Origin of the sequence: Vibrio rotiferianus CAIM 577 = LMG 21460 (genome assembly GCF_002741985.1) — a bacterium.
GTDB lineage: Bacteria > Pseudomonadota > Gammaproteobacteria > Enterobacterales > Vibrionaceae > Vibrio > Vibrio rotiferianus.
Genome location: NZ_APHW01000105.1, coordinates 109,151 through 129,882, shown reverse-complemented (window position 1 = coordinate 129,882; position 20,732 = coordinate 109,151). Strand labels below are relative to the sequence as shown.

The window sequence follows — 20,732 nt, the reverse complement described above, 5'->3', positions numbered from 1 at the left end:
TATGTCTTTCCAGAGATACTTTTCATTATAAAGACCTGTCAGACTAGCGCCATTAATTATTCTGCGATGAGGTTCTCATGGTTTATTTGCTTCCGTTTTTTACTGTCATGATTTGGGGTGGTGAATTCCATCGTAAATAAAATGGCAGCAAGTGCCATCGAACCTAGCGCAATGAGTTTCTACCGTTGGTTTGTTGCTATGGTACTTTTAACGCCATTTTGCTTACCAGCAGTGATCAAACAACGTCATGTGATTCGCCCATACCTGGCTAAATTGGCTTTCCTCGCACTATTAGGCATGGTGCTAAACCAATCCCTAGGTTATTACGCAGGGCTAACGACGACCGCTTCTAATATGGCACTGATTACGTCTCTCGTTCCTTTGATCAGTGTTTTCTTGAGTGTACCTTTACTGGGCAAGTCGATTTCCATGCTGAGCGTGGCAGGTGGCGTGATTTCATTAGGCGGCTTGGCGTTTATGTTAGGGCACGGCGATATCACCTACTTCCTGCATCAAGATATGACGCAAGGTGACAGCTTGATGCTGCTGGCTGCGCTTTGCTACGCAATTTATTGTGTGTTACTAAAACGCTGGAAGATGCCTTTCAACAGTATGACGTTGGTTTACATGCAGGGCTTTTTCTCATTGGTTATGCTTGCGCCATTGTGGCTAAGCAGCGATCAACTTCTACCAAGCCAAAGCGCATTACCTTTAATTGCTTACGCTGGTATTGCCGCGTCTATCTTTGCTCCATTGATGTGGGTAAAAGCGATTGACTTGATTGGTGCTGACTCAAGTGCCATGTTCATGAACCTGATGCCTGTGGTTTCAGTAGCCTTAGCTTCGACCATGCTTGGGGAGGAGGTACATGTCTACCACATCATTGGCGGCATGCTGGTTATCTCCGGCGTTATTCTTTCACAAATTAAGATTCGTAAGAAAGCACCCACTACGCCCCCAGAATTACCCGCAACCTCTCAATAAGCGTTTAAAAAGCCATGGTCATCACCGTGGCTTTTTTCTATCGAACACAAACGGGTGGTAGCACTGATAGAAAAGTTAATGTTTTGTTGCATTGCCTATTCCAGATTCAACTCCTTACTGATACATTGAAATCAGTAACAACTGTTGATGCAACCATAAAGTGATATCTATGATTTCTTTAATATCAATACATTAGAAAAAATACAACCATATGTTGATATCACCTAATACAACCATAAGTTGATATTTTTGTGACAATAATATTTAAGGTATCAAAGCGCAGTAAGAAACTTTCTTACAAGAAAATAGTTCCATCACTTCCTCTAGCAATGTGTAAGTAGACAAAGTCGCTTGGTAATTAAGGTACGACAGAATCGCTTGGTGATCACAGAAAATCTACATCCATCGTAACTCAGAAATGGACAAAACCTTCTTAGATTTTTTACGTAAATTAGCAAATCATGGATTACATCTGGATCGTAAAATAACCTCTAATTATGTTACATTGGGAAGAGTTCTTTTAATAATAACGCTAACCCTTTTCCTTGATTGTCCGTACTCGTCAACCGATCAGCGGAGTTTTGTACTTTCTCGCTAGCATTTAGCATCGCGACACCACAACCCGCCATAGAAAGCATTGACACATCGTTGAAATTGTCTCCGATCGCAACAGTTCTGTTTATATCAAGCGACATATTAGATGCATAGTCCAATAGCGCTCGGCCTTTACTGTGCCCTTTAATGGCTAAATCAATTCGGTTGGTTTCTGAAATAGAACCCGAAAAATGAGTGGTAATTAGCTCTTCTTGCAAAAACTGGTTGAAGTTATCCGTACTGCCTTGAACCACAAACTTCCAAATGCACTCCGCTCTTTGCTGTTCTTGAACTAGGTTTTCCACAAAGTAAATATTAGGTCGTTTATCGATGGGATAACTATCAGCCCATTGTTTTAGAGGTAAGATATATGGCATGGGGTCTTGGTCCCAAACCGCCATACCAAAATCAGTGTACATCACTATTTTCAAGTCATAGTCAAAAGCGAGTTGCAGGAACGCATTAGCCAAGGTTGGGGAGATTGGTGTCCCGCTTTCAACCTGCTGATTTACATAGTTGTATTGGTAAACACCGTTGCAACAGATAATCGGCAAGGTAACACCCAATTGGTCATAATAAGGTTTTGCTGCTGTATGGTGGCGCCCTGTAACAACCACAACATAATATTTATCTACAATTTTTTGAACATAATCTCTGACCCAAGGGTTTAAAGTATGATCATTTCTGAGTGCCGTACCATCAAGGTCCAAAGCGAGCAATTGGTAATTCATGCGATATACCGAGTTTATTATGTGGAAAAGCAAGATATTTTCTTGCCACGACTAAGTGATTTGCTCTCTATAAAGCTTAGGGCTAACACCAGACTTGCGTTTAAAGACTCGTGAAAAATAGAGGGGATCAGTATAGCCGACAACCCTGCCTATCCTGTTGACCGAATAGTTGGTGGTCACCAAGAGTTGCTTAGCTCGGCTGACTCGTTGGTCGTCTCGCCATTGAGTAATCGTCATACCAACTTCATCACGAAATAGGTGACCTAAACGTGAAGCGGATAAACAAGTAAAATCCGCAATGTCTTCTAGAGAGAAACTTTGACTTAAATTTTGTGCCATATAGTTCATCGCCTCAATCACACGTGGGTCGAGAGGTTTATTGACGACATCTGGCTGGATACTTTTACAGCGAATAATCAGTTGTTCAAGAAGGTTGATCGCTAAATCATCGCGATAAGGCATATCGGATTTAGAAATATATTCTATATCGATAAATAGCTTCTCTAACATTGAAACCGTGCTGCCTTCTATTCCCTTGGTTAGATATACCCCTTTATGCTGTTCGTGCCAGCAAAGCCACTCGTTCCAAAATGCACGTGGACGAAAATAAACCCATCGGTGGAACCAAGAGGCATTGTCTTCTTTACGATGATAAAAGTGAGTCGCACTCGGTGGAAAGAGCAGTAAGTCACCCGCTTTTACATCAAAAGCATCATCGCCATGGAAAATAGTACCCTCTCCTTGGCTGGTGAGGTTAATAATAAAACCTTTCATCCCATTTGGTCGGTCAATGACAAAATCTAGCTCATCTCCTTCAATAATAGGAGTGAGGCCAGCCACAAGGTGAGCGTCAAAGTTATACCCGGGCTTTAATGGATCGTTGTTTTGCATGCATTATCTATATTGAGGTTTATGTCAGTCTATTCTGGCTACGAAATAGTGTCACTGTGACTCCTCACAGTTTATCCAGAATAATCCACTGTTTAGCAGAAAACGCTTCTCTGAAAAAATCGGTCTTCTCTGTTTTGGATAGAAAGTCACTCGGCAGACCGTCTCTTCTATGTTGCCAAGGGAAGTGAGGTTTAGGGGGGGGCTTCCTTATCAATAGGGCGCGGTAAATGTTGGATTTCATGGCGGATATCTAAACGTGTAGGTACGCTATTGCGCGCTAGGTATTCAATCACCAGAGCATCGCCAGAAAAATAGTAATTCATGTTAATCGACAACGTTTCTGAATGTTTCACCTGACACCACTGCTCTAGCCGATCCGTTTTGTGACGAAACTTCCAGTTAGCTTCCGATACTGAAATCAGGTTTCCGTTATTTATAACCTCAAAAACACCAACATAATGAATTTCACCATCGTATTGAAGTTCAAAACTCGTGGGGTGCGCACTGTCGAGCTTAAGTACCCAGCATGATTTATCCAATTGATAAATGGGAGTAGCGACTACATCTGTATCATTCACAAATTGACTCCAAAGTGCTCCCTTGTAGGAGCACATTATTGAGATTAATTAGCGGTAGTAAACGCCGTTGTGACGTAAGTCTTGTTTGAACTGACGCAAGTTAGTGTCATTATCAATTACGACCATTTCGATGCCTAGAATTTCTGCGTAGTCAGCCAGTGTAGACAAGGTTACCGCTTGGCTATAAACCGCATGATGCGCGCCACCAGCGTGAATCCAAGCCGCCGCTGCCACATTAAGGCTAGGTTGTGGCTCCCACAATGCATGAGCAACAGGAAGATGCGGTAATGATGCTGGTGGAGTAATCGTATCAACCATATTCACCACCATTCTAAAGCGATCACCAAGGTCAATAACAGACACATTCAATGCTTCACCAGATTGACCACTAAAAATCAGACGTGGGATATCACAACGACAACCTATTGTGTGACGGTGGATCTCTAGTTTAGGTTTCGCCGCTGCGATAGATGGACAGACCTCGAGCATATGAGCCCCCAAAACCTGACCTTTCCCGCCAAAGTTGTAGGTGTAGTCTTCCATAAATGAAGTTCCGCCTTCCCTACCTTGCCCCATTACTTTAATAATGTGAGTCATAGCAGCCGTTTTCCAGTCACCCTCACCACCATAACCAAAGCCTTTACTCATCAATCGCTGTGTCGCGAGTCCTGGTAGATTCGTTAGGCCCGTTAAGTTTTCGAACGTATTAGTGAAAGCGCTCGCACCAACCGAATTGAGGAAAGATTCCATACCCAACTCGAGACGAGCTTCTTGCACCATCAATATCTTTTGGTCTTTATCATTTAGAAGCTCTGGCGCCATCTCATAGGTTGATGCATATTCGTCAAGCAAATGATTCACATCTGATTCTGATACCGAGTTGACTACATCACTCAGCTCACCCAGCCCATAAGCATTCACTTCGTAACCAAATTGAATTTGTGCAGAGACTTTATTGCCTTCAGTTACGGCGACTTGGCGCATGTTGTCACCAAAGCGTGCAACTTTAAGTTGTTTGCCGGCTTCTACACCAATTGCGGCGCGACACCATTCATCAACATCTTTATGCACTTGCTCGTCTTTCCAGTGGCCCACAACCACTTTTCGCTCAATATTCAGACGAGTACCAATAAAACCGAACTCACGGCAACCATGCGCACTTTGATTGAGGTTCATGAAATCCATGTCAATCTCATCCCATGGCAGTTGCGCATTAAACTGTGTATGTAGATGTAGGAATGGTTTGTTAAGTTGAGTTAAGCCTGCAATCCACATTTTCGCGGGAGAGAAGGTGTGCATCCAGAGCATTAAGCCGACACAATTCGGATCGTTGTTCGCTGCACGGCAGACAGCAAGGATTTCGTCAGGCGTTTTTACTGTGCCTTTGTTAGCGATGTCTACAGAAATTCCTGGAGCTGCATTTAGGCCAGCAATGATTTCTTCACTGTTATTTGCCACACTTTCTAAAACTTTTGGGCCATACAGATGCTGAGAACCTGTCACAAACCATACTTGTTTCTCATTGAAAATATTCATCATGTATCCTTATTTTTTGGTTTGACCGTAGTAGGCGTTTGCGCCGTGCTTACGTAAATAGTGTTTATCCAAGAGCGATGGATTAATCGAACTTACGCTCGAGTTGATTTGTAATGTTTGTAATGCCATACCAGCAACCACCTCTACCACCACAGCATTATGTACAGCTTGATGTGGATCTTTCGCCCAAGTAAACGGCGCGTGCTCTTTAACAAGAATACCGGGAGCAGCCATCGCGTCTCCGTCACCAATGGTTTCAACAATTACTTTGCCAGTGTTTAACTCATAATCTTCAGCAATCTCTTTGTCACTCAATGCTCGAGTACAATCGATTTGACCATAGAAATAGTCCGCGTGAGTGGTACCCAGTGCCGGAATGGCGCGACCTGCTTGAGCCCATGCTGTCGCTTGTGGCGAATGAGTATGGACAATACCGCCAATATCGGGATATTGACGGTAAAGCTCTAAATGCGTCGCGGTATCTGAAGAAGGATTCATCTCTCCCTCAACGATTCGGCCTTGTAGATCCACAATTACCATGTTGGCGGCGCTGAGGTCGCTGTATTCAACACCACTCGGTTTAATGACGACCAAACCTGACTTACGGTCGATGCCTGAAACATTCCCCCAAGTGAAGGTCACAAGGTTATGGCGCTGGAGGTCCATATTGGCTTGCCAAACTTGATGACGAAGTGCTTTAAGGCGCTCTGCGGTTAAATCAACGTCGGTCCATACTGTTTGTTCAGACATTGTCACGCTCCTGAGATTGATGAAATTCAGCAAGCTGCTCCATGTGCTGCCCTAATTGACGATAGGTCGCATATCGCTCCGCTCTCATCGCTTGTACTTCTGGGTTTGGTAAATAGGCTTGACGAATGGGGCTGGCCATCACACTTTGTGCTGCTTTGGTATTTGGGTAAACGCCCGCGGCTACTGCAGCAAATATCGCAGCTCCCAAGGCACAACATTGCTCCGACTCTACGACGACGATTTCGCGGCCTATCACATCAGCACACATTTGCATCACATAAGGTGATTTCTGAGCAATACCACCAATGGCAATCACGCGTTCAACGGTTACGTCTTGTTCAATAAAGCAATCCACAATCGCTTTTGCACCATGCGCTGTCGACTCTACAAGCGCTGAGAATATAGCGGGTGAAGCACTGCCAAGATTCAAATCGCAAATAGCACCTTTTAAACGCTGATTTGCATAGGGAGTACGTCGACCATTAAGCCAATCCATTGCCACTGGTGTGTACTGGTCAATACCTTGCTGCTCTGCTGCTTCCGAAAGCATTGGCAGTAAGTCAGAAGCGATTTCTTCTGCGGTCAACGCAAAGTCTGGGTTACGCTCTACATAAGCCTGCAATGGCCACATCAATACGTTTTTAAACCAAGCGTACATATCACCAAACGCTGATTGCCCCGCTTCTAAAGCGAGCAACTCGGGCATAGCACTGCCTTCTACTTGGCCACAAATCCCATGAATAGTGCGGTCACCGACCTGCTCTGCTTCCACCATTAAAATGTCACAGGTCGAGGTTCCAATGACTTTTACTAAGTCATTGGCGCCAGCACCCGCTCCAACGGCACCCATATGGCAATCAAACTCACCAATGGCGATGGCAATACCTTCCGGTAGTCCCAATCGCTCTGCCCACTCTTTCGAGAGATACCCAGCCGCTTGATCTGATGTGAATACATCCGAAAACATGCGGTCACGAATACCATCGAGTGTTGGAGAAATTGCGCTTAAGAAGGCTTGGTCAGGCAAACCACCCCAGCTGTCGTGCCACATGGCTTTATGCCCAGCAGCACAAATACTACGGCGTAGTTTTTGAGGATGTTGATTACCAGAAAGAGTGGCTGGAATCCAGTCACAAAGCTCTACCCAGCTATAGGCTCGCTTTGCAATTTGTTCATCTTGTTCACTGACCCACGCAGCTTTAGCCCAGAACCATTCCGATGAATACACCCCACCGATGTAGCGGGTGTAATCGGTATAGGTTCCCGAGTGTGCTAGCTCATTAATCAAATCGGCTTTGGTTACCGATGTATGGTCCTTCCATAAAACGAACATCGCATTGGGGCTGTTTTCGAACTCTGGAAGTAAAGCGAGAATGGTACCGTTTTCATCAATTGGCGCAGGTGTCGAACCCGTTGTATCAACACCAATACCCACGACAGAAGAAGTTACGGTAGGTGAAACTGTGCTCAACACTTCTTGGATAGCGTCGGTCATCGCATCCAGATAATCTTGGGGGTGATGCCTGAACTGAGATTGATCAGGCTGACAATAAAGTCCTTTGATCCATCTTGGGTAATAGACAACAGACGAAGATACTTCTTTGCCTGTGTCTGCATTAACGACAAGAGCACGTACAGAGTCCGATCCGAAATCTAAACCAATTACATGCTGCTGATGTGTTTTCAATGTGTCCATAAGAGCTCCAACTTTTGGTCAGCAAACTAAATCCTCTTGCAGTTATAGCGAGAGCGAAGCCGTTATCCCATAAATAGGCTCGCTAACTTTATGGACAAAAACGCCACGAGACGTTTTTTGTGTTCTCTCTAACACCTAGGGAAATCGAGCTAGAATCACACCATAATTAGCAAATTTAACATTTCAAGTGCTGACAAATTAATCTCAAATCACGAAAAAACCACTAACCGAGAGCTACATCATAGTCTCTGCGGCTAAATAAATGGACAAAAACGCTACATTCCTCAGCTGTGATTCTTATCACTAATAATTATTCCAAGATCCACAAATATGTAGGACGAACACTCACCTCTACCAGCGGATGGATAACAATGAAACTAAAAAAACTACTCACAGTCGCGGCCTTATCTGGCATTACTTTACTCAGCGCTTCTGCCAATGCCTTTTTCGGCTCTAACGATGAAACTCGATTAGGCTACCTAGTTAAGCAACCGGAGGAACCATGGTTCCAAACAGAATGGTCATTCGCTGAAAAAGCAGGTAAAGATTTAGGCTTTGAAGTCGTAAAAATGGCCGTGCCCGATGGCGAAAAAACCCTTAATGCTATCGACACACTGGCGGCACAAGGTGCGAAAGGTTTCGTTATTTGCACACCTGATCCTAAATTAGGTCCTGCAATTATGGCGAAGGCAAAAAGTTATGATCTGAAAGTTGTGACTGTCGATGACCAATTCCTGAATGCGAAAGGCGAACCAATGATCGACGTTCCTTTGGTTATGATGGCAGCAACCGCTATTGGCGAACGCCAAGGAACGGAGCTTTACAATGAAATGCAGAGACGTAACTGGGATGCATCTACAACAGGTGTAATGGCAATCACCGCTGACGAACTTGATACAGCACGCCGTCGTGTAGATGGCTCGATTTCGGCACTAGAACAAGCCGGCTTCCCTGTCGAGCAGATCTACCGTGTACCAACGAAAACCAACGACATCCCAGGTGCACTAGACGCAGCAAACTCTCTGCTTGTTCAATACCCAACCGTTAAGCAATGGCTAGTTTTAGGCATGAACGACAATACTGTACTAGGCGGTGTACGTGCCACTGAAGGTCAGGGGTTCAGTGCAAACGACGTAATCGGTATTGGTATCAATGGCGTCGATGCAGTGAACGAACTGGCTAAATCTCAGCCGACAGGGTTCTACGGTTCACTGCTACCTAGCCCAGACGTACATGGCTACAAGAGTATCGAGTCACTTTACAAATGGGTGACTGACGATATCCAGCCAGAGAAGTTTGTAGAAGTTACAGACGTTGTACTTATCACGCGTGATAACTTCAAAGACGAACTAGCTAAGAAAGGGCTTTAAGCTCACTTTCGGTGACGACCTTATGAGTCGTCACCACCTGACTTAACGGAGAGAATGTCATGGCTAAGTCCCCCTCTTACATAGAGTTTCGCAATATTTCAAAGCACTTCCCCGGTGTTAAGGCATTGAACAACGTTAGCTTCCGCGCCGATGCGGGCAGTGTTCACGCCTTGATGGGCGAAAATGGTGCTGGTAAATCAACGCTTCTCAAAACTCTCAGCGGATTTCATCAACCAACTGACGGTCATATCGCCATTGACGGTAAAGAAGTGGCGCTAAACTCAACCAATGATGCCCTTGCTCACGGCATTGCCATTATTTATCAAGAGCTCAACCTCGTTCCTGAACTGACGGTTGCCGAGAATATTTATCTTGGGCAATTGCCAACCAAGGGCGGCCGAGTGGACACCGAAACTCTAAACAGAAATGCACGAGTTCAGTTAGAACGCTTAGGTGAAACCTTCGATCCTTCATGCCAATTAAAGGATCTTTCTATCGGCCAATGGCAAATGGTTGAGATTGCCAAAGCATTGAGTCGCAATGCACAAATTATCGCTTTTGATGAGCCAACCAGTAGCTTATCGCAACGAGAAATTAAGAACCTATTTAAGGTTATTCGTGAACTGCGTGATTCTGGAAAAGTCATCATGTATGTATCACATCGTATGGAAGAAATATTCGACCTTTGTGATGCAATTACTATCTTCAAAGATGGTGAGCACGTGCAATCATTCCATGATATGTCTGAACTGACTCATGACCGATTAGTGGAATTGATGGTAGGTCGCGAAATCAACGATATCTACAACTATCGTTCACGTCAGCATGGTCAAAGTGGCCTGCGTATAGAAAACTTCGAAGGCCCAGGGTTAAGCCAGCCGCTATCAATGGATATCAAACAAGGTGAAATTTTAGGGTTATTTGGCTTAGTAGGAGCTGGACGAACCGAGCTAACTCGCCTTATTTTTGGTGCCGATAAGAAAAGTGCAGGAGACCTGTTTCTTCACAATATTAAAATTGGCGTAAAAACCCCGCAAGATGCCATTCGAGCTGGTATTACGCTGTGCTCGGAAGACCGCAAAGCCGACGGCATCGTTCCTATCATGTCAGTTCAAGAAAACACCAACATTAGTGCTCGCCCTTGGAATCTAAAGTTCAAAAGCTTGATTGATTTCGACTGGGAGAAAAAAAACGCTTCGAAGCAAAAAGAAGCACTTAATGTAAAAACTTCTTCTTTAGAACAACCTATTGGAAAACTGTCCGGTGGTAACCAGCAGAAAGTCATTCTTGGCCGTTGGTTGTCAACAGCAATGAGCGTCATCTTGTTGGATGAGCCTACCCGCGGTATAGATGTTGGAGCAAAGTCAGAAATATACGAACTCATTTTTAAGCTGGCGGAAAACGGGGTGACCGTACTCGTCGTTTCCAGCGACTTACCGGAAGTATTGGGTATCTCAGATCGCGTCGTTGTCATGAAAGAAGGCGCTGTGACCGGTGAATTACAACGCGACGAATTTAACGAGCAAACTGCGCTTCGTCTGGCAATGCTAGACCAAGAAGGCTCGGCCGCTGCTTAACGCTTAAAAATTAAGGAATATTATTATGTCTGTAACAAGCTCTACAAAACCTCTTGAACAACAGGACGCAAAACGCTCCTTTAATTTGGCCGGCATTTGGGACCGATTCGGAATGCTGATCGTGTTCGCTGGTCTATTTATTCTATGTGCCTTATTTGTGCCTTACTTTGCGACTTTCATCAATATGAAAGGGCTTGGTCTGGCGATTTCGATGAGTGGCATGGTGGCATGTGCGATGCTGTTCTGCTTAGCTTGCGGTGATCTCGACCTGTCTGTCGCTTCAATTATCGCCTGTTCAGGTGTCGTGACCGCAGTAGCAATTAATGCCACGAGCAGTTTGGTACTTGGTATTGGTGCAGGCTTATTGTCTGGTGCAGCATTTGGTCTACTTAACGGTTTCGTGATAGCTAAACTGCAAATCAATGCGTTAATCACTACGTTAGCAACCATGCAGATCGCTCGTGGTCTCGGCTACATAATCTCCGACGGCAGAGCAGTAGGTATCACCGAAGAGAAATTTTTTGCTTTGGGCAACTCATCCATCCTAGGAATTCCGACACCGATATGGCTGACCATGATTACTTTTGCTCTATTCGCTTTTCTTCTCAATCGTACTGTTTACGGTCGCAATACGTTAGCGATAGGTGGTAACGAAGAAGCGGCGCGTTTGGCTGGTGTCAATGTGGTCAAAACTAAGATGATCATTTTCACCGTATCAGGGTTAATCTCAGCGCTTGCTGGGGTTATTTTGGCGGCGCGTATGACAAGTGGTCAACCAATGACCTCCGTAGGTTTCGAGTTGGTCGTCATTTCAGCTTGTGTACTCGGAGGGGTCTCTCTAAAAGGTGGTATAGGTAAAGTATCCTATGTTATTGCTGGGGTATTGATTCTGGGAACAGTAGAAAATGCGATGAACCTACTCAATATGTCACCATTTTCTCAATATGTTGTTCGCGGCATAATATTGTTAGCGGCGGTTATCTTCGACCGTTACAAACAGACCAATCGAGCGTAGCTTTCGAAAAACTTATCAATAACTATCTCCAATGAACAACCATGAACTACGCCATGGTTGTTCATAGAGACTAATGTGGAATGATACAATATAATCAGGCACATAATTAGTGTTCTAGACATAAGGAAAAGTAAGTCTAATTGCGGAAATTGAAATCAAATCTAATTCCTCACTAACACACTTCGGGGCACAAATGAGCCAGATCAGATCTAACTGAATTGAAGATGGGTAGTAACAACTCTAATCTGATAAGAATAAAACTTGAAAAGAGATCAAATTTACCACCAAGCAATGTAATCGTTACGATTAAGGGCGCAGCCCTACCAGTGACTTACGGTTTGCGTTATATAAAAGTGCAAAAATTTAGTTTTGCTTTTTAAAACAAGAAGTGATGAACAGATACTGCAAGTCAGAAAACAAGAAAAATCATATTATTCTTTTGAAAAAGAAATTTCAGAGACAAGTACAAATTAAAAAAGCTCCTAAAATGATAACATCGCCATACCCCTCCCCCTCGGTAAAATATGACCCACTTTAAGAGCACACTACTAATAAGCGTTTCAAGCCTAAGCTTGAGATAGGCCAGAATGGAGTTAAACAGGCCTATCTAAGTAGTAAAATGGCAATTTTTATTGGTTACCACCAGGCTTCGACTTGCACACCGTAGTTGATCGTATCGTTACTCTTATTGTTGTCAAAAGAGTCACCCTCATTGTCCTTCAAATAAGTCGCAAAGAATCGGATTTCTGGACGAGCGAAGAAAGACTCTCCCGTTGAGATAGCATGTGCAATAGTGAATTTTGTACCACTAAACTTGTCTTCAGAGCCTGAATCCCAAGTTTTTTCTTGGTCAAAGTAGCCGACCTCTAACATAGTCTTGTTGTATGGCGACCAGTTGTAAGTTGGACGAGCTACAAATGATAACAACTCTTCCTTATCTAACCAGTCACCATGATCTTTCACGTTACCGTAAGTTAAAACATGGTTTATCACGACATTTTCGCCTAAATTCAAATCACCAGTAGTGATAAAGCGGAACCCTTTTGCATCGCTGACGTCACCACTCCATATGTCATACCAGCCACCACCTTGTGAGATAGCGTTCTGTGCAAGTCCTTTGTCCATATATTGGAGCACAAACTTGTTATACCCCAATGAAAAACTCTGGCTAAGTTCAGCAGTTAACATTAAACCGTTATCGAAGTTCTCAGCGGCGTCTTCTTGCTCATCCGTTGGGTTAACCATTGCATAGTCAACACCGAATTCAGTCCAGGAGCCTTCCCATGGGCTAAAGCCAGCGTAACGTAAATCTAAGAAGTAAGTATTCAAATCTCCGTAACTCGTTTTATTGCCAGTATCATCCCACTCGGCCAACTCATTATCGGCTCGGATAACCGCTGCTGAAATCGCACCGGTATTTAACTTGATGTTTTCGATACCCACACCGTAGCCAGAAATATTCCAGTATTTAGTGTCTATAATGTGGATATCATGACGTTGATAAAAGCGTTTACCAGCCCAGATAACGGCATCAGGAGAAGATGGGATATAGCCTTTAGCTTGAACATTTAACTGCTTAATACCAAAGTTGGCACTGTCATCTTTACTATTTTCAGACTCTAGGTTCCCCTCCGATGACATTTCAAACATACTTTCAAAGTACATTGAACGACCATCTGCATTAAATAACTCTTGGCCTAATCCAATTTCCGAATAAGTATCAAACTCATTACCCAAGCGACCCAATGTCGTTTTATAAAACTCATCTCCTCCTTTGGTACCGCCTCCATCAGCACTGGCTCCCAAACCAGCACGTACGTAACCGTAGAAATCGACTGCTGAAACTTGAGTGGCGAATAAAGAACCTAAAATAGCGACTGTCAATGTTGCTTTTTTCATTTTAATTTCCTTTTGTATTACTTTTGAGTTATTGGCTGGGTAAATATCGCCATATCCTTTGTTTAGGCAATACTTACCCGTAAGATGAATTTCATCTTATTTTTAAATATTGTTATTCATTGCCCGCCTAAATAATCAGGCGGGATAGCTATTTATCATTTCTGATAACGATGACTTGATAGGGTTGAAGTTTAATATTCTCCTGAATATCGTCACCTGTATTTGCATTTATCCAATTCCCGTGCGGAACTTTCAAATCTCGCGGATCATTCAAAAAGTTCATAATGAACAAATAGCGAGACTGTTCATCTTCACGAGTTGTCACTGACACCCCGTAAGGCACGTTTTCAATTGGCTTGCGGATTCCATGTAAATTAGCAAGAGAGATGTAAAATAACTCGTTAAACTCTGTCTCTGTACGTGCAGCGATGTAATAAGCACAACCTTTACCAAGCTGGTTCTTAGTAATGACCGGACAAGCATCAAATAGATCCTCACGGTAATAAGCCAGAGCTTCTGCCGTCTCTAAATGGATATGTTCCATTAAGTGCTTGGCCTTAAATTCACCACTGAAGCCAAAACCAGAGTGCGTTTCCATTTCAAACAATACGCGTTCATGGTCATAGAGTGAGTCAATCTCTTCAGTCCAAATACCCAACGTGCGGCGCAATGGGCTGCCTTCTCCGCCAGGGAAACCTCCCAAGAAGCACAGGTCATTCTGATCAACGATGCCACTCCAATAAGTCGCGACTAACGTCCCACCCTGCTCCACAAATGCTTCCAGACGTTCTGCTACGCCAGGTTTTATTAAGTAGAGCATAGGTGCAACAATGATCTTGTAAGGAGTAAAATCACAGAGCTGCTCTATAATGTCGCAGCTAATACCTTGCTGCCAAAAACCTCGATAATGGTCACACACGGTTTGCTCGTAGTGCATGCCTTCATTGCGAGGACCTGAAGCATCATCCATTGCCCAACGGTTTTCCCAATCAAAAATGATCGCCACTTCGGCCTGCGTGTTCGTTCCCGCCACATCATTAATTTGTTTAAGATACTCACCAACGGCTGTTACTTCTCGACCAGTGCGAGTATTTGCATGACCAACGTGGTCGATCACCGCACCATGGAACTTCTCTACAGAGCCGCGGCTTTTTCGCCACTGAAAGTACTGAACAGAATCAGAGCCATGAGCGACTGCTTGCAATGAGGAAAGCAGATGGACACCGTCTTTTTTGAGCTTAGTAATTGGCTGCCAGTTAGTTTGGCTTGGGGTTGATTCCATGAGTAAAAATGGCTGGTTTTTCAGTGTGCGCATCAAATCATGGTACATCCCGGTATAGCAAGCGAGCGCAACTTCATCGCCGTCACGGTGCCAAAGCGGATAGCTGTCCCAAGAAACAACATCAATTGACTTTGCCAATTCCCAATAGTTGTAGTCGTAAAAGTACTCCATGAAGTTTGCCGTCGTAGGCAGATCAGGATTAATCGACTTGAGCGGTGCAATCTCGTGCTCACAGAAGTTCGAGACGCGGTCAGTACAGAATCGTTTCCAATCTAACTTCAGTGCGTGAACGGAGTTCTCACCAACGGGAGATGGTGATTCAATTTGTTCCCAACTGGTGTAAGTATGACTCCAGAACGCACTCCACCACAGCTTATTAAGATTGTATAGGGAGCCGTATTTGTTTTTCAGCCACAAACGAAACTCTTCTTGGCAGTAATTACAGTGACAATCGCCGCCATATTCGTTTGAAACGTGCCAGCCTATCACCGCAGGATGTTGACTGTAACGTTCAGCCAATTTAGCGTTCATGATGCTCACTTTCTCACGGTAATTCGGTGAGCTGTAACAATGGTTATGACGTTCTCCATGCAGTTGTTTAATACGTGCGCTGTTGACTCGAAGGACGTCAGGGTATCGTTCAGACAACCAGGCAGGACGCGCGCCACTCGGTGTCGCCAGGAATACAGAAATCCCATTGTCTGCCAAGTTATCCAGTACGTTATCGAGCCATTCAAACTGAAACTCACCTTCAACAGGCTCAAGAGCAGACCAACTGAAGATACCGACAGACATAACGTTACAATTCGTCTGCTTCATCAGTTCAATATCTTTCGCTAAAATATCAGGTCTGTCTAACCATTGCTCAGGGTTGTAATCTGCTCCATGGAGCAAGCCTTTTATCTTTGGAATGATGTGTTCTTTATTGTTCATTATTGACCTTTAAATACTTTCAATGACGGTAGTGCGTTACCTTCAAAATCAAACAGTGCTTGGTTCTCCCATGAATTGCCCATGTCCCATTTGTCCCCGCTATAGTCCATGCCAGCGCCTGTTGACCAGGTTGCCCCATCGATTGGTAACCATGCGGGTTCCCAGTAATAAATCCCTAAACCTAGTTCGTTAGGCAGTTCATTCAACAGCGTCATGATGTCAGCCAGGTATTGCGCCTGGCCCTCAATTGATACACTGTAGCCCTCAATCGGCCCCGCCTCGGAGTAGCTATTACCTAACGAATCACCATTCTCAGTGGTAAACGGGAAAGACGTTTCGACCAAGACAACAGGCTTGTTGTAGCGACTGATGACGTCATTCATATTGGCTTTTACTTTATCAATTGGGCCGTGCCACCACGGGTAGTAAGACATACCAATCACATCAAAATCGACACCACGCTGGGTGATTTCATCAAACCACCAACGGAAAAGACCGTTATCACCGGCTTCAGCGAGGTGCAACATGATTTGAATGTCTTTACCACTGTCGTTGTCGTGAACCGCTTGGATGCCGGTTTTTAAAAGCAGTGACAGGCGGTCGAACTCCTTACCATCTTGACCCCAACTCTTACCCTCCGGCCAAAGCATGCCACCATTCAGTTCGTTACCAACTTGAACCATGTCTGGCACGACACCCGCAGCTTGGTGTGCTTTCATCACCTCTGCTGTATAGTCGTAGACTTTCTGTGTTAGGTTCTCAAACGTAAGTTGCTCCCACTCTTTTGGCTTTTGTTGCTTTTTAGGGTCAGCCCAAAAGTCGCTGTAATGGATATCAAGCAGGAATGACATACCGTTTTCTTGTGCGCGTTTACCAAGCTCAATGGAACGCTCTAACGTGTTATTACCGCCACCAAATACATCACCAGTGGCTGACATTGGGTCTACCCACAAACGTGCGCGAATAGAATTAACTCCACTATCTTTTAATATTTTAATCAGATCTTTTTCATTGCCAACTTGGTAATATTTCCCACCCAATTTTTCTATTTCAGGCAACATGGAGATATCCATACCACGAATAAAATCAGCTCTCAGTGTTGGAGCAGTTATAACAATATTATCCACATCAGCATTAATATCAGAGCTGTTATTATTTGAAGTATTTACAGATTGACAGCCAGCCAAAGCCACTGCCGCACTAATAAGTGCAACCTTAAATTTTGTATTCATATCTTTCTCTCTAGTATTAGCCTTTTGTACTACCTGCTGTTAAGCCAGATACAAAGTATTTTTGTAGTGATAGATAAAGAAGCGCTACAGGTATTGAAATAAGCACAGCACCCGCTGCATATGTAGTATAACTCGCCCCCATTTTTTCTACGACCAAATTATATAAACCGATAGGTAACGTATAATTTTCAGGTGTTCTTAGAATAGTTGTAGCGAGAATAAAATCGCCTAGAGGACCCGTGAAAGAGAATAAGGCTACTACTGCAATAATTGGTTTTGAAATAGGCAGTATGATTTCCAAAAAAATACGGATATTACTCGCACCATCCATTTTTGCTGATTCATCCAGGTCTTTCGGTATCGCGTCCAAGTAACCTTTCATTAAATACGTGTTCATCGGGATCATGCCACCAACATAAACCAGTACTAATGCAAGATGGCTATTAATCAATCCCAACATCTGAGCTAAGACAAATATCGCAATTAGGGCGGAGAATTGCGGGATCATCTGCAACAGAAGGAACAGCATTAGACCATTTTTCCTTCCTTTAAAGCGAAAGCGTGAAAACGCATATGACGTACATGACACACTGATCAGCGTTAGTACCATGGTCAAAAAGCTGATTTTCAAACTATTCCAGAACCAGGTCAGGTAAGCTACTTTGTCATTAGCAAACAAAGTGGCATAGTGACTCAGAGTCGGGTTATCCGGGAATATGGACTCACCCATGATACTGTTACCTGGATAGAATGACGCTCCAACCGTCCACACTAACGGGTAAATAATGATCACTGATACCAGCAAAATTAGGCCGTAACTCAATGTCAATCGGATGCGATTACTACGTTTAATACTCATATTTTTATCTCGCTTCTTCTTTGAATGACTTGGTCATACGGAATTGCCAAAGAGCAATGCCCACAACAAAAATCGACAGTAATAAAGTGATTGCAGATGCAATACCGTATTGCGATGAGGACATCGTCAGTTTATAAATCCATGACACCAAGATATCGGTGCCGCCCGCGTTACTACCAATGACAGCAGGACCACCATTGTTAAACAGATAAATAATATTGAAGTTGTTAAAGTTAAACGTATATTGAGTAATCAAAATTGGAGCGATTGAGTACAGAACCAACGGTAAAGTGATGGTTCTTAACTGCTGGAATTTACTTGCACCGTCCATCGTCGCAGCTTCATAAAGATCATTAGGGATCGCCTGTAGAACCCCCGTTGTCATGGCGAATACAAATGGGAAACCTAACCAGGTTTGGATCATGATGAGCGCGACTTTCGTCCAGAATGGGTCTGTCAGCCAAGCTTTAGGCTCAATACCAAAGAAGTCGAGAATCACGTTGTTGATGACACCAAAGCTGTCGTTAAACATCCCGGTAAAAATAAGGATGGTAACAAAGCCCGGTACCGCCCAAGGAAGAATAAAGATAGTACGGATCAGAGGCTTAAATTTAAGGTCTTTTTGGTTAACCAGAATCGCCAAAAGAACCCCGACTGTACATTGCAATGTTGATGCAACTAATGTCCAAACGACCGTCCACTGCAACACATCGATAAAGGTGTTACGCCACAAGTTAATTTGGAAAATGTTGAAGAAGTTCTTCAATCCAACCCAGTCCACCAGCTTCGCAGGCGGTGAGTTATAAAGGTTGTAGTTAGTAAAACCAATCGCAAAACCAAAGATGATCGGAAACACAACAACAAAGACTAAAAGGATAAAACCCGGACTTATCATCAGATACGGGAAGCCAGCATTGATGACATTGCGATACTGAACACGAAGTGAGTTCAGTGGGCGGCCTTCATCAAGCAGTTGACCGTTTTTGTAGGCGTCATTAATGCTGAGTACATAAACCGCTAAACCAAATACCACCACTAGCGAAGCAATAATGCCTTCTGCGAGTAGGAAAACTGAGTTGTCCTCTGGTAGGTTTTCGCCAAGTGTGACAAGCCCCCACATACCGTGGGAAATAAAATCACGAGTTACTGCATAAAAACTTGTTAGCAAGATGAAGAACATCATGCCTTTTACAAACTGTCGATTATAAAACTGGCCAAAGCCAGGAATTACTGAAAATAAAGAGGCAGTAAACCGTTGGGATCGATACAGCCCCGAGTTATGCTCAAAATGTTCACTCATGTCAGACATCACTTACAACTCCATTTCGGAAAACTTCTGGCGTCTGTCAGCCCCAGCCCAAGATGGTTATATAGGGCCGACAATTGCTTTCGCCAGAACAATATCTTTAAATTATTGGCCCATCATTGCGTGGTTAGCTTCTATTTGCATATTGATGCTGTCTACTGCAGAGTCGAGTGCACTTTTCGCATCTTGTTTATTCGTTGCAATCAACTGAAGTGCGCTGTTCGCAGGGCCCCACACTTCGTTCATTTCTGGAATGGAAGGCATAGAAGTAGCATGAATGGATTGCATCGCTACTGCACTTGCACCTGGGTCATTTTTGATAACAGGATCGTCCACCAATTTTGTCACTGCCGGAACCTCTCCAGTTAGCTCAAAGCGGCGCTTAGCATTATCATAATTATTGACGAACGTAATAAACTCTTGAGCTAAAGGTTTGTTTTTCGAGAAAGTGGAAATGCTGTAGCTCTTCACGCCCATAAATGATCCCATTTGCTCACCAGATGGCAATTTTGGAAGTGGGGCTACACCATAGTTGATCCCTGCTTCTTTGTAAGGCTGGAGCGCCCAAGGACCAGTTTGAACAATCGCTGCTTTGCCCGACGTGAATAGTGAATCGATAGCATTAAGCCCGTTATTGCCAATGATGCCTGTAGGGAATACTTTAGAGTCATAGAACTTCTGAATGAATTTTGCGCCTTCTACTGCCCCTGGAGTATTCAGTAATATTTTATTAGGATCGTACGAGCCGTCTTCTTTTTTAGCGAAAACATCGCCACCCATACCGTTTAAAATTCCGTAGGTGTAATAAAGCTCATCCCATTTAGCCAGCAAACCGTATTTATTTTCTTCGCGAAACTTTTTAGACAGCTCAAATATTTCATCCATAGTTTCAGGCAGCTCAGAAATAAGGTCTTTGTTATAAACCATAAATACCGTTTCAACGGATTTTGGCAAGCCATAGAGCACACCATTGTAAGTCAATGCCTCAATAGAAGATTGACTAAATGTATCGGTAACGGCTTTATCGACCTGAACTGGAGCAAGTAAACCTTGGATAACCGCCCCACCAATCTGATCATGTGGAATCAAGACGACGTCAGGACCAGTGCCCGCCGGGCCGTCCATGCGCAGAGATTCGACCTGACCGCCATATGGCATTTCAAGCACATTCACTTTCACATCGTGTTGTTTTTCAAACGCTGCTACCGCTTCTTCATTACCAAAAGACTTTTGAATGTCTTCCCAGACTAATAAGGACTGCTGCGCCAACACCATTGGCGAACAAAATAGAGCAGTTACTGCGAGAGCAGATAGTTTTTTACTAAATTTATTATTATCCATAAAATTTCACGCCTTTCGTTTTTGGTAAAAAATAAAATTTATGGTGCAAATATGCTCCTTTGTGTTATTTTTTCCATACAGGTTATTCATTGATGTGATTTCAATCACTATAGCTAGCAGTTATTGTGATAAAACAAACAAGTGAAAATAAAATTTAC

At 43.7% G+C, this 20,732-nt stretch carries 15 protein-coding genes and 1 pseudogene; 4 read left to right on the top strand and 12 right to left on the bottom strand.

Going from position 1 to position 20,732, the window contains the following annotated elements; translation table 11 throughout:
- Positions 1–77: 77 nt before the first annotated feature.
- Positions 78–984, top strand: a pseudogene (locus tag B853_RS21665) (DMT family transporter).
- A 500-nt stretch (positions 985–1,484) separates the two neighbouring features.
- Here B853_RS21665 and B853_RS21660 read toward each other — a convergent pair.
- The 6 genes from B853_RS21660 to B853_RS21635 form a co-directional block, all read right to left on the bottom strand.
- Positions 1,485–2,309, bottom strand: a complete 825-nt coding sequence (locus tag B853_RS21660) for a Cof-type HAD-IIB family hydrolase (protein WP_038882681.1) — start codon at positions 2,307–2,309, stop codon at positions 1,485–1,487.
- A gap of 51 nt (positions 2,310–2,360) precedes the next feature.
- Entirely contained in the window at positions 2,361–3,200 is an 840-nt protein-coding gene (araC, locus tag B853_RS21655) for an arabinose operon transcriptional regulator AraC (protein ID WP_038882680.1), read from the bottom strand.
- A gap of 191 nt (positions 3,201–3,391) precedes the next feature.
- On the bottom strand, positions 3,392–3,778 hold the full coding sequence (locus B853_RS21650; RefSeq protein ID WP_249027433.1) for a hypothetical protein: 387 nt from the start codon (positions 3,776–3,778) through the stop codon (positions 3,392–3,394).
- A gap of 48 nt (positions 3,779–3,826) precedes the next feature.
- A complete protein-coding gene (gene araA, locus B853_RS21645) occupies positions 3,827–5,314 on the bottom strand; it encodes an L-arabinose isomerase (RefSeq protein ID WP_038882677.1) in 1,488 nt (495 codons plus the stop codon).
- 9 nt (positions 5,315–5,323) lie between these two features.
- The gene (locus tag B853_RS21640; protein WP_038882676.1) at positions 5,324–6,064 is read right to left on the bottom strand and encodes an L-ribulose-5-phosphate 4-epimerase; all 741 of its coding nucleotides are present in this window, start codon (positions 6,062–6,064) and stop codon (positions 5,324–5,326) included.
- Positions 6,057–7,760 carry a ribulokinase gene (locus tag B853_RS21635; RefSeq protein WP_038882675.1) on the bottom strand — a complete coding sequence of 568 codons (1,704 nt, stop codon included), beginning with the start codon at positions 7,758–7,760 and terminating at the stop codon, positions 6,057–6,059. Before B853_RS21635 ends, B853_RS21640 begins: the two co-directional genes overlap by 8 nt.
- 371 nt (positions 7,761–8,131) lie before the next feature.
- Here B853_RS21635 and B853_RS21630 point away from each other — a divergent pair, with 371 nt between their 5' ends.
- From B853_RS21630 to araH, 3 genes are read left to right on the top strand one after another with little or no spacing between them, the layout of a single operon-like run.
- Positions 8,132–9,130 (top strand): arabinose ABC transporter substrate-binding protein, encoded by a 999-nt coding sequence (locus B853_RS21630; protein ID WP_038882673.1) that lies wholly within the window; start codon positions 8,132–8,134, stop codon positions 9,128–9,130.
- Between the two features lie 59 nt (positions 9,131–9,189).
- Positions 9,190–10,707: an L-arabinose ABC transporter ATP-binding protein AraG gene (gene araG, locus B853_RS21625; protein WP_038882671.1), complete on the top strand. Its 1,518-nt coding sequence runs from the start codon at positions 9,190–9,192 to the stop codon at positions 10,705–10,707.
- Between the two features lie 25 nt (positions 10,708–10,732).
- On the top strand, positions 10,733–11,722 hold the full coding sequence (gene araH, locus B853_RS21620) for an L-arabinose ABC transporter permease AraH (protein WP_038882670.1): 990 nt from the start codon (positions 10,733–10,735) through the stop codon (positions 11,720–11,722).
- 636 nt (positions 11,723–12,358) lie between these two features.
- Here araH and B853_RS21615 read toward each other — a convergent pair.
- The 6 genes from B853_RS21615 to B853_RS21590 all read right to left on the bottom strand — a co-directional run bounded on the left by B853_RS21615 (position 12,359) and on the right by B853_RS21590 (position 20,574).
- On the bottom strand, positions 12,359–13,621 hold the full coding sequence (locus B853_RS21615; RefSeq protein ID WP_038885668.1) for a maltoporin: 1,263 nt from the start codon (positions 13,619–13,621) through the stop codon (positions 12,359–12,361).
- Positions 13,622–13,769: 148 nt separating this feature from the next.
- Positions 13,770–15,836: a beta-galactosidase gene (locus tag B853_RS21610; RefSeq protein WP_038885669.1), complete on the bottom strand. Its 2,067-nt coding sequence runs from the start codon at positions 15,834–15,836 to the stop codon at positions 13,770–13,772.
- The gene (locus B853_RS21605) at positions 15,836–17,068 is read right to left on the bottom strand and encodes a glycoside hydrolase family 53 protein (protein WP_038885671.1); all 1,233 of its coding nucleotides are present in this window, start codon (positions 17,066–17,068) and stop codon (positions 15,836–15,838) included. The genes B853_RS21610 and B853_RS21605 overlap by 1 nt, the downstream gene beginning before the upstream one ends.
- Positions 17,069–17,084: 16 nt before the next feature.
- Positions 17,085–17,927 carry a sugar ABC transporter permease gene (locus tag B853_RS21600; RefSeq protein ID WP_025789580.1) on the bottom strand — a complete coding sequence of 281 codons (843 nt, stop codon included), beginning with the start codon at positions 17,925–17,927 and terminating at the stop codon, positions 17,085–17,087.
- Positions 17,928–17,931: 4 nt separating this feature from the next.
- Positions 17,932–19,236, bottom strand: a complete 1,305-nt coding sequence (locus B853_RS21595) for a sugar ABC transporter permease (protein ID WP_038885673.1) — start codon at positions 19,234–19,236, stop codon at positions 17,932–17,934.
- 102 nt (positions 19,237–19,338) lie between these two features.
- Positions 19,339–20,574 (bottom strand): extracellular solute-binding protein, encoded by a 1,236-nt coding sequence (locus B853_RS21590; protein WP_038885674.1) that lies wholly within the window; start codon positions 20,572–20,574, stop codon positions 19,339–19,341.
- Positions 20,575–20,732: the final 158 nt, after the last annotated feature.